The sequence below is a fragment of the Paenibacillus silagei genome (assembly GCF_017874735.1).
Classification (GTDB): Bacteria; Bacillota; Bacilli; order Paenibacillales; family Paenibacillaceae; genus Paenibacillus_AQ; species Paenibacillus_AQ silagei.
Map to the genome: position 1 here is coordinate 1 of NZ_JAGGLV010000021.1, position 13,203 is coordinate 13,203.

The window sequence follows — 13,203 nt, forward strand, 5'->3', positions numbered from 1 at the left end:
GCTCACAACCTGCTGAAGCAAGCAGCGAATGACCAGAAACGCAAGGGAGCGATCCTCCAATAACGGAGAATCGCTCCCTTTCTTACAAATTAATCTTTTAAGAAGGCATGGAATTTTTTCCCACCAGCAGAGTATCTACTTTTGGGACAGCCCCTTTGCATGGATGCCTAATATAATTGTGCTTAAGAAATCTCGTCGTTCTTGAAGGCTACGCCTTCGACCTTAACGTTAACCTCTACGATGTGAAGACCGGTCATACTCTCCACAGCCTCGCGGACATTCTGCTGAAGCATGCGGCACACTTCATGAATCGGCGTTTCGTACAGTACGATGATGCGCAGATCTACTGCGGCTTCCAATTGGCCAACTTCGACAGTAACACCCTTTTGCACGTTCTTGCCGCTCAGGCGCTTTGCCCAGCCCTCTGACAAACCGCCAGACATGGCTGCAATTCCGGGAGTCTCAAGCGCGGCCAGGCCGGCAATTTTTGAGACAACGTCATTCGATATCCGTATATTTCCCAATTCCAGTTGAAGCTGTTCTGCCATGCCATATCCCCCCTACTCTCATTATCAATTATTGTAATTCCAAAGCGGCCTAAAAAGCAAATGACTTTCTCTCACCCCCGTTTACAGTCAGGAACAATTTGGGTATATTGATTATGAATTCAACCTACATATAGAGACTGGAGAGTGCTTACCCTTGAAAAAATGGATCTCACCGGCGCTGCTGGTCATCAGCTTCATCCTCAGCGCCATAGGGCATTACGCGAACTGGGATCATACCCTTCAGTTCATATTGTCTGCCGTTTCGGTCATCTTCGTGGCCGGGTTCCTCGGCCGGGCCACAGAGAGTGTAGCCCACTATGCCGGACAACGGCTTGGAGGGTTCCTGAACGCAACCTTCGGCAATGCGGCCGAGCTGATCATCGCCTTCTTCCTGGTCAAGGAAGGATTGTTTGACATGGTCAAAGCAAGTCTGACCGGCTCCATCATCGGCAACCTGCTGCTCGTCCTCGGACTGAGTATTTTTGCCGGGGGCATGAAGTTCAAGGTTCAGAACTTCAATGTCACACTCGCCGGTCTGAACGGCTCACTGATGATCGTTGCGGTTATCGCCCTGTTCGTCCCCGCCATGTTCTTCAACACGCATTCCATCACCGAGAAAGACACCAATGTGCTTAGCCTTGTCGTCGCCGGCCTCCTGATTGCCGCCTACCTCGCCTGGCTGGTCTTCTCCATGATCACACACAAGAAATACCTGGCGGATGTTACAGACGATACTGCGGAAGAGCTGCCGAATGAGCATGCTCCTGTCTGGTCCCGGAACCGTTCAATCCTCTACCTGGTCCTTGCCACAGTCATGGTCGCCTTCGTCAGTGAGTGGCTGGTCGGCACGCTGGAGACTCTCACCGAACGATTCGGCTTCAGTGAGCTGTTCGTCGGCGCATTCCTTGTAGCGATTATCGGTAACGCCGCAGAACACAGCGCTGCCATTATGCTCGCCATGAAGAACAAGATCGGAGCCGCAGTCGAGATCGCCGTAGGCAGCAGTCTGCAGATTGCCCTGTTCGTCGCCCCTGTGCTGATCTTCGCCAGTTACTTCATGGGCAACACCATGTCGATTGTCTTCACCACGATTGAGATTGTAGCGATTGCCGTATCGGTGTTCATCGCCAAATCAATTATTCAGGACGGCGCAACCAACTGGTACGAAGGTCTCCTGCTGCTGGCGGTCTATTTGATTCTCGGTGTATCGTTCTATCTGGTCTGAAACACAAAACTTATAAATAATTGTAAAAAAACGCACATGATCGACCCCCGGGTCTTTCATGTGCGTTTTGTTGAAAATATAAGAATTAAACGGTACCGTCCTTTAACAAGGACGGCAAAGCCGTTTCTACTTGATGACCGGGACTTACATCTCCCGTTCCTCAGCCTTCTTGTTCAGTGCCTCGTATAGTACAGCCAAATTACGTTCCAGCTTGCTCAGCACCTGCTTGCCGGTAAGCTCCGGCACCAGCCCCGCTCTGACCGCAAAATCGACCTCTCTGGAGAAGCCGTACATCTGGGTATCCAGCACTTCCTCATAGAGAGGGCAGTAACGGGTTGCCAAATTCTCCATCTGTACTTCAATGAGCTTCTGAATTTTATCGGCATCTTCTTGAAGAAGATTGATTGCTTTGATATTGAGCTGTTCCTGCAAATCCGATGAAGTCATGCATTTTCCCCCCCATGTCCAAAAGTTACAGCAGCGATTGCTTATTATTCTTAATATTAGTCGAAATTAGGACCTAATACAAGATTTCAGTTTGGGTTATTCCTGAAGTTCCTGCAAAATCACCTGGTTCCACAGCAAAGACGCCCAGCCGCAAGGCCGGACGTCTGAGAAGAAACTGGAATTACTCTGCTACTACTGTAAAATTCAAATTGTGTTTGGCGAAAACTTCACTCATGGCTTTCTTGGCTTCCTCGGCATCTGTGCCATGTACATGCAGCTCATAGCTTTGGCTGGATACCAGGGTGGTGAACAAGCCCAGGATGCTTTTCACATCAATGTACTTGTTGTCCGCTTGAAGAACGATAGATGAATTAAATTGGCTTGCTGTCTGTGCAATATCCACGATTGCCGCATTGTTGGACATAGGAATCCCTCCGCAACTTGATTATATACTTATGTTCACTTGTTACCAATTCCATGATACATTGAATCCGCTTACTCACGCAAGGTGTTTCTTGGAAACCCGCCTTTACGTGCGTTTGGAATCCCGCTTTTGTACCATTTTATTTCAGGTTCTCCGGATTCAGACCTTCCAGCTCCGGCACCACAAAAATTCCGTCCTTACGGATCAGCACATCGTCGAAGTAAATTTCGCCGCCGCCGTAATCAGGACGCTGAATCAGCACGAGGTCCCAGTGAATGGACGAACGGTTGCCGTTGTCCGTCACATCATACGCCTGGCCCGGTGTGAAGTGCAGACTGCCGGCAATTTTCTCATCGAACAGAATATCCTTCATCGGATGCAGAATATAAGGGTTGAAGCCGATGGCGAACTCACCGATATGGCGCGCCCCGTCGTCGGAATCCAGAATTTCATTCAACCGCGCGGTATCATTGCTGGAAGCCTCTACGATCCGGCCGTTCTCGAACGTAAACTTCACATTCTCGAAGGTCACCCCGTTATAGATCGATGCGGCATTATAGCTGATCGTTCCATTCACGGAATCGCGAACAGGCGCGCTGTACACTTCTCCGTCCGGGATATTTTTCTGGCCGGAGCATTTCTCCGCCCCGATTCCCTTGATGGAGAATGTAAGGTCTGTTCCGGGACCTGCGATACGCACCTTGTCGGTTCTGCGCATAAGCTCAGCCAGCGAATCCTGGGCCTTATCCATTTTGGCATAATCCAGGTTGCAGACTGCGAAGTAAAAGTCCTCGAAGGCCTCAGTGGTCGTGTTGGCGAGCTGAGCCATACTGGCGTTAGGATAACGCAGCACCACCCATTTGGTGTGCTTGACGCGCTGCTCGCTATGTACCGGGTGGGAATACAGGGAGTTGTAAAGCTTCATGTTCTCTTCCGGCACATCGGACAGATCATTGACATTCTCACCGGCACGGATGCCGATATAGCAGTCCATCTGCTTCATCCGGTTCAGGTCGATCTCCGCCCAGGTCTTGATGCCTTCAGGTGTTGCATATTTGAGCATACTGCGCAGAACAGTGCGGTCGGTCAGCTGCACAAATGCACGGCCTCCGGCCTTCCCCACTTCCTCCACAACGGCTTTGATCAAATCTCGTTCACTGCCGATCATTTCGACGAGCACATTCTCGCCGGGCTGTACGTTTACGGAGTAACCTACAAGGTTCGCCGCAAGCTTTTGAATCCGGGGATCATTCATCTGTCTCTCTCTTCCTTCCTCTTGCTGAAAATAAACATACCGTTATATTGTAGCACGCCTGTCATAGAGCGCAAGCCATCTGCGGGAAGGGAACCGCTCACTGATAACCATAGAAATCCACCTGCGTAATGTAGGCTTCTTCCGTGGTCGCACCGGCCTTGCCGGGGTAGGTTAGGGTGCGGTTCGAGGTCAGCCGGATGGGCAGATTCCGCTTCGGGTCAACCTTAAGATAATATACCGTGCGGATATCCGCCTGGTTCAGCCTCTGCTGCAGCTCTGTCTGCTTCTGTTCCCACTCCCACAGTGCGGTCTTAGCCGCAAGTGCCTTAGCCTGAGTGTCAGCAGGCGCAGCAGCGCCTATTCTGGCAGCCGGCTTGATTGCCTGCATCTTCTGCGCAAGCTCTGCCGAGAGCTGTCTGCGCGCCTCCTCTGCCGTTAATTCAATCCGCAGGACCCGTGTCCCTCTGGCGCTGCCCGCTTCCTCCGTCACCTTCTTGCCCATCTTCTCCAGCTCCTCCAGCTGACGCAGCGGATTCAGCGCCTCCAGGGGATTACTGCCGCCCAGGGCCGGAGAGGCCTTCTTCATCGTCCATTTCCCGTCTTCCTTCACCATGCGTGTATAGTAGACCGGCGCATCTCCCGAGCCCTGCTCCAGAGAACGCGGACCGGACTCCGCGGCAGAAGCGGGATGTCCGCCGTCCGGCAGGAGCGAATAGAGGCTGACCCGGTTATGATCTGCTACCTTTCCCCCATAGTAGAGCGAGGATTCCGGGATCGTTTTCCCGTCGATCAGCAGGGCAGCCGCCCCTTCAAAGGACACCCCGTCAGTGCCATCCATCCCCGCCATTACCAGATTCAAATCCTCCGCAGCCGGTTTGTCCTTCACACCCGCGCACCCGCTGAATGTAAGGCTGGAGAGCATCAGCAGGGCAAGTGTTCCCGTGCGGACGCATCGTAAGTTCATCATGGCCATCAAGCCCTTTCCGCAAGAAAGTAGAGTGTACCTGTATTCTACTTAGGGTCTCCCTGAATGCAGGGCTTATACGCCGGATGACGCCCCCTCACAAAGCGGAGCTTTTGCACAAAAAAATCCTTAAGGCCTAAGCCCAAGGATTCTTCGAATTATTCTCTACGGTTTTGTTATCGATCACTACCTGGTTGCGCCCGTTGTTCTTGGCTTCGTAGAGCGCCATATCCGCCCGGTAAAAGAGAGATTCGACACTGACCCGGTCATCGGTCCAGCTCCACTCGGCGACTCCGCAGGACACGGTCACACGCGGCTCTGTCTCTCCCATCACACGCTTGCGGATACGCTCCCCTACGAATACGGCCTGCTGCACCCCAAGCTGAGGCAGATAGACTGCAAGCTCTTCCCCGCCCCATCTGGCGGCGACATCGCCCTGGCGGATCGAGGTCTTCACGATGTCGCTGACCTGCTTCAGGATTTTGTCCCCCTTCTGATGTCCATAGGTGTCGTTCACCATCTTGAACTGGTCAATGTCCACCACGATCAGGGTTCCGCAAAAATCACTCGACTGCCGCTGCTTAATCTCTTCATCCAGATAGTGGCGGGCAAAAAGTCCGGTCAGCGTATCCCGGTTCGCCAGGCGGCGCACCTCGGCATGAAGCCTCGCATTTCCGACAGCCAGCCCGATATGGCCGGCCATCGCCTGCAGCAGCCGGTAGCTGTCATAGGAGAAGAAGTGGGCCTGCTTATGCGCCAGCATAATGGCTCCACGCACCTCTCCCCCCACATTCAGCGGAGTAGCGATCAGCGACTGTGAGCCGGTAGCATCCATCAGCGTCGAGGTCTGCCCCGCAGCATACTTGTAATCGGACAGCAGCAGCGGCTCTCCCGTAGCATAAACCTTACCGCCGAGTCCCTGACTGCCATCCAATATTTCACCCAGCAGCGGCAGATAATTGCAGGCGATTACCTCAAGCCCGCCGCGTTCTTCATTCTTATGGAGGATACAGCAATAATCCGCCTCGAACATTGCCAGCAGCTCTTCAAAAGCAAACTGGAAAATATCGCCGAGCCTAAGGCTCTGATTCAGCCGCTGGGTAAGCTCATTGCTCATGCGCAGCTCCCTGATCAGCTGGTTGGAGCGTTCATACAGCTTCGCATTCTCAAAGGCTGTACCGGCGGTATCCGCGACCATGGTCAGGAAGCTAAGATCCAGCTCATGGAAGGACGCTTTGTCCATAATCATATGAAACACACCGTATACCCCCTGCTTGCCGCCGAGCGGAAGCGCTACCTCAACCGTCCCGTTCTCATCACGCCCGGCATGAAGCGTGACCCGCCCATCCTTGAAGGCCCGGTCACAGACATCATTGCCTGCCCATGTCAGCGGAAGCGGCTTGACCTGAGGATGCGTGCTGCGGTGGTCCTGGGACATGAACAAATCAAGCCGCGCCCCCGGATACATCGCAGCGATACTGTCAATGACCTCCGTCAGCACGGCATCTACATCAATGTTGTCATGCATACGCTGGACAATCTGAAAAAGCAGCGAACGGCGGCTGCCCTCACGCTCGGCATGCAGATGAATTCCCGCAAGATCCGAGACAAACACATGCTCAAACCGGTGATAAAAGCAGGTCTGGAAATGCATCGACATCGCTTCAGCCGTATGCTTCCCGCCCGACTCGTACTGCTCAGCAGGCATTCTGCAGCCAAGCACGGCAAAGATTTCCCGGTGCCCGCGCGTAAATACCGGCAAAGCCAGAAGGGTATAGGCTCGTCCTTCCTCCAGAACCTCGGCGGCATAAATCCCTCCTGTCTGCAGGCAGATTCCCGCCGCTTCTTCCCACTCTGCTCTCCAGCGCCCCTGCCGGAATTCAGAGCCGGGTTCAATCCAATCACCTTCATAATTCAGCACACACCAGCTCCAGGCCTTCGCGAAGGAGGGGACTCCCTGTCCTTGCCATTCCCTGAAGCTCTCGGCAATCAAGCTGGCGGCGTAGGGGAAATCGTGAGATACGATATCCGTCTCCTTCAGCCAGGCGGCGGGATCTACATCTTCTCCGCCGGATTGCCTCATGTCCTGTAACAGCATACGGCTGTCCCGATCCTTATGGCCGTATGCCTCCTGCTCTGACATAAAGAGGACCTCCTTTGCATCTTCAATCAGGCCAGACCGGAGTACGCCCCCTGATTCTATAGTAGAGACATTACCAATCCAGCGTAAATATAGTCAGGATATTTGAAATCACAGTTTTCCGATAACATCCAATTAGTTATATTTTACTCCCTTTCTTGAGGTATTGCATTATATTTTCCGCAAAACCGGGATTTTTTTTAGGACCAAAGAACTAACGACAAACATAGACAAAAACTCTTTTAAGTTGCGCTTGACTTTGACTGTCATTTTCATATAATATTTATTGTTGAACAAGACTGTAACAAGTCTTATTGGGCGTAACGTTGTGTCACCCTCTACGCATTTCGTTACTGCCAGGGCAGCGGCTGAACTTCCCTCGGCAGTGTGAAACCATTTAACGCTTTCACGGATACGAATTGCGGCGCAAATAGGCCCTACAATACATTTTTTCATTAAAAGGAGTCTACTATAATATGGCACGTTACACCGGACCTAAATTCAAACTCAGCCGTCGTCTGGGCATTTCCCTTAGCGGTACAGGCAAAGACCTGAAACGCCCTTTCCCACCAGGACAGCACGGCGCTAACCAACGCAGAAAAGTAAGTAACTACGGAATGCAGCTTTTGGAAAAACAAAAACTGCGTCACATGTACGGCCTGGGCGAAAAGCAGTTTAAAACTCTTTTCACTAAGGCACAAAAGCTCCAGGGTATTGCGGGCGAAAACTTCATGTTCCTGCTCGAAAGCCGCCTGGACAACCTGGTTTACCGTCTTGGATTCGCTAACTCCCGTGCAGGCGCACGTCAGTTGGTATCCCACGGCCACGTAACCGTTAACGGCAAAAAAGTCGACATCGCTTCTTACCGTGTAAGCATTGGCGACGTTATCGGACTCCGCGAAAGAAGCCGCGCTATGACTTCGATCAAGGAAGCTCTCGAGAACCGTAACCACCTTCCGGCTTACCTGGAATATGCTGACGGATCGTTCGAAGGCAAATATATCCGTTTGCCAGAACGTGCTGAGCTGTCCCAGGATATCGATGAGAAGCAAATCGTCGAATTCTACAACCGTTAAGATTCGCTTAGAGCGGAATCTGATCAAAGCTCCCGGATTTCTATCCGGGAGCTTTTTTTATGATAAGAATGTATATGTTTTTGGGCCCCCGCAAAGTTTTTGGGTCATCATCGCAAGTGGAAGTCCCCACTTTGTGGGGTTATTTTAAAAATCCTCTCCGGCAGAAGCGCATTCAAAATCGCCAAATTGTGCTATAATAGTTCCGTTAAAAGGAGGATTATCGTCGATGGTTGAGGAGAAGAAAAAGAAGACCGCAAAACAGCGTCCACCGCGCAGATCCTGGCTCCGCAGGTTCGGTTCAGTTGTGAAGTGGATGTTCATACTCGGTATACTCGGCTGCCTGTTCGCCGGCGGCGCTGTAGCCGGCTACGTCACTTCAATAGTGAAGGACGACCCGGTCCGGCCCGAAGAACTAATCCAGCAGCAGGTTGGGCTGAACGCCATTACCGGCTTTGCCTATTTCAGTGACGGACAGCCGATCGGCCAGCTCCGCACAGAAGAAGACCGCAGACTTATTGAATTCAACGATATTCCGCAGCTTGTGATTGATGCCGTTCTCGCTATAGAGGACAATAATTTCTACAATCATAAAGGGGTGGATTTCAGCGGCACCCTGCGGGCCGTCAAGCAAAAGGTACTGAATGAATCCGTTCAGACCGGGGGCAGTACCCTGACCCAGCAGCTTGCACGGCGCGTGTTCCTGAACCTGGACCGCACGGAAGACCGCAAGGTGAAGGAAATCCTGCTCTCCCTGCGGCTGGAACGTTTCTTGTCCAAGCAGGAGATTTTAACGGCTTATTTAAATAAGGTTCCTTTCGGGAACGGTTCCAACGGCTATAATGTATTTGGTATCAAGGCCGCCGCCAAAGGTATCTTCGGCCTGGATGATCTGGAGAAGCTGAATGTGGCCCAGGCGGCGTATCTCGCCGGCTTGCCGCAGCTCCCTTCCAAGTATTCTGCGTTCAACGGCGTAGGCGAATTCAACGAGACGGCCTTCGGCCGGGCGATGGACCGCCAGAAGCTGGTCTTACGACGGATGCTGGAGGAGAACAAAATCACCACCTCCCAATACGACGAGGCGCTGCTCTTCGACATCAAGAGCTCTCTTGCACCGCATACGAAGAAGGCCTATGCCACCTTCCCTTATCTCATGATGGAGACCGAACGCAAAGCGTCCGAGATCCTGCTAAAGCTGAACCAGGGCACGGCAGATAAAGCGGCCACTGCTGCCGATTCCGCCCAGCTGCTGGAGGAAGCCCGCCAGCAGCTGATGACCGGCGGCTACCGGGTGTACACCACCATAGACAAGAAAGTGTACAGTGCGATGCACAGTGTCTCGGATGACAGCAGCAATTTCACCAAGGACAGCAAGGCTAGAGGCAAGGAACAGACAGCCGGCATGATGATCAACAATAAGACCGGCGCGATTCTCGGCATGATCGAAGGGCGCGATTTCAACATCGAGCAGATGAACTATGCCACCCAGATGATCCGCCAGCCCGGCTCTACCATGAAGCCGATTGCAGCGTACCTGCCTGCACTGGATGCAGGGCTCATTCAGCCTGCCGGCATTCTGGATGATGCGCCGATTGTCATGAAGGACGGGGGCAAAGGCTACCACATTCCCAAGAATGCCAACAACCGTTATCAGGGTCTGGTTACCGCCCGGTATGCCCTGAACAAATCCCTGAACCTTCCCGCCTTGAAGCTGTTCAACGACAAGGTGGGAATTGAGAAGGCCTGGGCCTTCTCCAAGAAGCTGGGGATTACCACCATCCAGGACAATGACTATAGCGCTCAGACCGGGGTTATCGGGGGGCTGCGTTACGGGGTATCCGTGGAAGAGCTGACTAATGCTTATTCCTCCATCGGTAACGGCGGTGCCTTCAATGATGCTTATATGATCGAGAAGATCGTGGACAGTCAGGGCAAAATCGTCTACCAGCATAAAGTTAACCCGGAACAGGTCTTCTCCAAGCAGACCGCTTATCTGATGACGGATATGCTGCGTACCGTAATTACTGACGGAACAGCAACTACAGTGAAGAGGAACTACAAGCATTTCAAGGAAGTTCCAATTGTCGGCAAAACCGGTTCCACCCAGAACTACGGGGATGTCTGGTTCATGGGCTATTCCCCGGATGTCACCCTTGGAATTTGGGTGGGCTACAAAGAGCAGGTCAATACCCTTCAGGGGGATACGCAGAAGCGTCAGGCGCAGACCCTGTGGACCAAGGTAATGAATACAGTGATTGACAAGCGTCCCGAACTGTTCACCACGAAGGAATTCGCCCAGCCGGAAGGCATCGTCAAGGCAACAGTCTCGGCATACAGCGGCAAGAAGCCTTCCAAGCTGACGGATAGATTCACAACGGATCTGTTCAACGCGAAATTTGTTCCTAAGGAGAGCGATGACGGAATCTCCAATGCCAAATACATCACTTATAACGGGGTGAACTACATCCCCCTGGAAGGAACTCCTGAGGATTTCTTGAAGGAGAAGATCGTAGTCAAGCGCGAGAAGCCGATTCAGGAGCTGGTCAAAGAGCTGCTGGCCGCCTTCCCGGCGATGAAATCGCATGAGTCGCTATCGTACTACATGCCGCAGGATGCCAAAACCGACTATCCGACCGAGGTCGATCCGCGGGTCGATGACGGCAACGGGCCAAGCGCTCCCGGTGAAGTCATGGTCTCCTACAGCACAGGCAAGGCTGTAGTTACCTTCACTCCAAGCGGTTCGCCGGATGTTGTCGGCTACCGCCTCTACCGTTCCCTGAACGGCGGATCTTTCCAGAAGCAGGCCGTTCTCGCGGCTGGAGAGAGCACCGTCTTCAGGCCGGGTACTCCGGCAGGTGCTAATGCTAGCTTCTATGTGGCTGCCGTGGACGTAGCCGGACATGAGACTGCTTCCGGCAGTGTGGCTGGCGGCATTAAGCCTACACCTGAGCCGACACCAACTCCGGAACAGACGCCGGACGCTGAGCCGACACCGGACGCCGGAATCATCCCGGACAGTACAGAAGACCCTGGCATGATCATTGTTCAGCCGCCTGCTGTGGATACTTCTACTCCATTAGGCGGTACCAATGCTGGCGGCGGGAATGCCGCCGGGAATACCGGCGGGAAGCCTGCAGGCAATGCCAACGGGAATACGGGCGGGAATGCCGGAGGCAGTACCGCTACTAACGCACCAGGCAACTCCGGACGTTAAGCTCATCAGGCAGACTTCAGTAAAAGCTTCAAAAGCCCGTTCCCCGGGATAAGGGGAACGGGCTTTTTTAAATTCTGCCTAGTCTTCGATGGTAGACAGATCGCCTGCTGGAAGATGCAGCTCCCAGGCCTTCAGTACACGGCGCATAATTTTACCGGACCGGGTCTTGGGCAGCTTATCCTTGAACTCGATTTCGCGCGGTGCAGCATGGGCAGACAAGCCCGCTTTGACAAATGCCGCGATCTCTTCCTTCAGCTCAGCAGTTGGACTGTATCCATCCCGCAGCGAGATGAACGCCTTGATGATCTCTCCGCGCATGACATCCGGCTTGCCGATTACCCCTGCCTCCGCGACAGCCGGATGCTCCACCAGCTTGCTCTCGACCTCAAAGGGTCCGATCCGCTCCCCGGAGGAATTGATCACATCATCAATCCGGCCCTGAAACCAGAAATAACCGTCTTCATCCATGTACGCCGAGTCCCCAGAGATATACCATCCGGGAATCCGGAAGTATTCCTCGTATTTAGCCTGGTTATTCCACACTTTGGCCATCATAGACGGCCAGGGAGTGCGGATGGCCAGATTACCCATGGAATACGGCGGCAGTACGTTGCCGCGGTCATCAAGGATAGCTGCTTCAATCCCCGGCAGCGGCCGTCCCATGGAGCCGGGCTTGATGGCCATTCCCGGGTAGTTGCAGATGAGCTGCGCTCCCGTCTCGGTCATCCACCACGTATCATGAATCCGCTGCTGATAGATTTTATCGCCCCAGCGCACGACCTCCGGGTTCAGCGGCTCGCCGACAGACAGCACATGACGCAGACTGCTGAGATCGATCCCCTCCAGCGTCTCCTTGCCAGCCCCCATCAGCATCCGGAAAGCCGTGGGCGCACTGTACCATACCGTCACCCCGAAGCGCTCGATCGTCTTATACCAATCCAGCGGACTGAAGCGGCCTCCCCGGACTACATTGGCTACTCCATTCAGCCAGGGAGCAAAAATTCCGTAAGAGGTTCCGGTCACCCAACCCGGATCGGCCGTGCACCAGTACACATCATCCGGCCGCAGGTCCAGAACTACCTTGCCTGTATAATAGTGCTGGATCATGGCTCTCTGCACATGGTAGATGCCTTTGGGCTTCCCGGTGGAGCCGGAGGTATAATGCATAATCAGACCATCCTCCAGGCTCAGCCATTCCGGTTCCAGCTCGGCGGAGGCATCAGCCATTTCCGCTTCATAGCTCAGCAACCCCGCATCCTCATCAGCAGAGGCTCCGACTACAAAGATATGGCGGAGTCCTGGGAGCTGCTCCCGCTTCACCCGGTGCAGCAGCTCCGGCGTGGTCACCAGCGCCACCGCTCCGCTGTCCTCCAGACGGTCCTTGACCGCCGTCTCCATGAATGCCTCGAACAGCGGACCCGCCACTGCTCCCGTCTTCAGAATGCCAAGCAGGCTGAAATACAGCTCCGGAGTACGCGGCATGAAGATGAACACCCGGTCGCCTTTTCCGATTTCGTATTTGCGCAGTACATTACCGAACTTATTCGAGCGTTCCCGCAAGTCAGCGAAGGTGTACCGCTCCTCGCGCACCGCATCGTTGTAGATCAGTGCCGTAGCAGCCCCCCGCCCCTCTTCGACATGACGGTCTATAGCTTCATGTGCCATATTCACCTTACCGGTCCCATGCCAGGAGAAGCTGCGCTCGACATCCTCCCACCGGAATTCATCAACTGCCCGGGAATAATCCTCCATATTCGAATGCTGCACCCGGCCCGGTAAAATTTCGCCTTGAACTTGCCCCATTACTCTTGCCTCCCCTACTGGTTTGCTTTAAGCTTTAAGGGTACCCTCTAATTCTATTAATTCCGTCAATGCTCTAAATGTGAAAATTCCGTGTCGGAATCAGTATATCA

10 protein-coding genes are annotated in these 13,203 nt (G+C 53.5%); 3 read left to right on the forward strand and 7 right to left on the reverse strand.

The features are described from left to right. Positions 1 to 182: 182 nt before the first annotated feature. Complete coding sequence (locus J2Z70_RS24745) at positions 183 to 548, reverse strand: Asp23/Gls24 family envelope stress response protein (protein ID WP_036695005.1); 366 nt, start codon at positions 546 to 548, stop codon at positions 183 to 185. 154 nt (positions 549 to 702) lie between these two features. On the opposite strand from J2Z70_RS24745, the gene cax reads away from it, so the two are divergent. Further along, positions 703 to 1,773: a calcium/proton exchanger gene (gene cax, locus J2Z70_RS24750; protein WP_076074340.1), complete on the forward strand. Its 1,071-nt coding sequence runs from the start codon at positions 703 to 705 to the stop codon at positions 1,771 to 1,773. 144 nt (positions 1,774 to 1,917) lie between these two features. On the opposite strand, the gene J2Z70_RS24755 is transcribed toward cax, so the two are convergent. The 5 genes from J2Z70_RS24755 to J2Z70_RS24775 form a co-directional block, all read right to left on the reverse strand. Continuing rightward, positions 1,918 to 2,220, reverse strand: coding sequence for an Fpa/YlaN family protein (locus tag J2Z70_RS24755; RefSeq protein ID WP_036695007.1), 303 nt, complete (start codon positions 2,218 to 2,220; stop codon positions 1,918 to 1,920). A gap of 181 nt (positions 2,221 to 2,401) precedes the next feature. Then, positions 2,402 to 2,644 (reverse strand): HPr family phosphocarrier protein, encoded by a 243-nt coding sequence (locus J2Z70_RS24760; RefSeq protein ID WP_036695008.1) that lies wholly within the window; start codon positions 2,642 to 2,644, stop codon positions 2,402 to 2,404. A gap of 139 nt (positions 2,645 to 2,783) precedes the next feature. Continuing rightward, positions 2,784 to 3,899 carry an aminopeptidase gene (locus J2Z70_RS24765; protein ID WP_209877631.1) on the reverse strand — a complete coding sequence of 372 codons (1,116 nt, stop codon included), beginning with the start codon at positions 3,897 to 3,899 and terminating at the stop codon, positions 2,784 to 2,786. A gap of 97 nt (positions 3,900 to 3,996) precedes the next feature. Next, on the reverse strand, positions 3,997 to 4,866 hold the full coding sequence (locus J2Z70_RS24770) for a hypothetical protein (RefSeq protein ID WP_209877633.1): 870 nt from the start codon (positions 4,864 to 4,866) through the stop codon (positions 3,997 to 3,999). 133 nt (positions 4,867 to 4,999) lie between these two features. Beyond that, complete coding sequence (locus tag J2Z70_RS24775) at positions 5,000 to 7,006, reverse strand: sensor domain-containing diguanylate cyclase (RefSeq protein WP_209877635.1); 2,007 nt, start codon at positions 7,004 to 7,006, stop codon at positions 5,000 to 5,002. 473 nt (positions 7,007 to 7,479) lie between these two features. Here J2Z70_RS24775 and rpsD point away from each other — a divergent pair, with 473 nt between their 5' ends. Both rpsD and J2Z70_RS24785 read left to right on the forward strand, forming a co-directional pair. Next, complete coding sequence (gene rpsD, locus J2Z70_RS24780) at positions 7,480 to 8,079, forward strand: 30S ribosomal protein S4 (protein ID WP_036729464.1); 600 nt, start codon at positions 7,480 to 7,482, stop codon at positions 8,077 to 8,079. 226 nt (positions 8,080 to 8,305) lie between these two features. Then, a complete protein-coding gene (locus J2Z70_RS24785; RefSeq protein WP_209877637.1) occupies positions 8,306 to 11,290 on the forward strand; it encodes a transglycosylase domain-containing protein in 2,985 nt (994 codons plus the stop codon). 78 nt (positions 11,291 to 11,368) lie between these two features. On the opposite strand, the gene acsA is transcribed toward J2Z70_RS24785, so the two are convergent. Continuing rightward, complete coding sequence (acsA, locus tag J2Z70_RS24790; protein ID WP_209877639.1) at positions 11,369 to 13,093, reverse strand: acetate--CoA ligase; 1,725 nt, start codon at positions 13,091 to 13,093, stop codon at positions 11,369 to 11,371. Positions 13,094 to 13,203 lie beyond the last annotated feature (110 nt).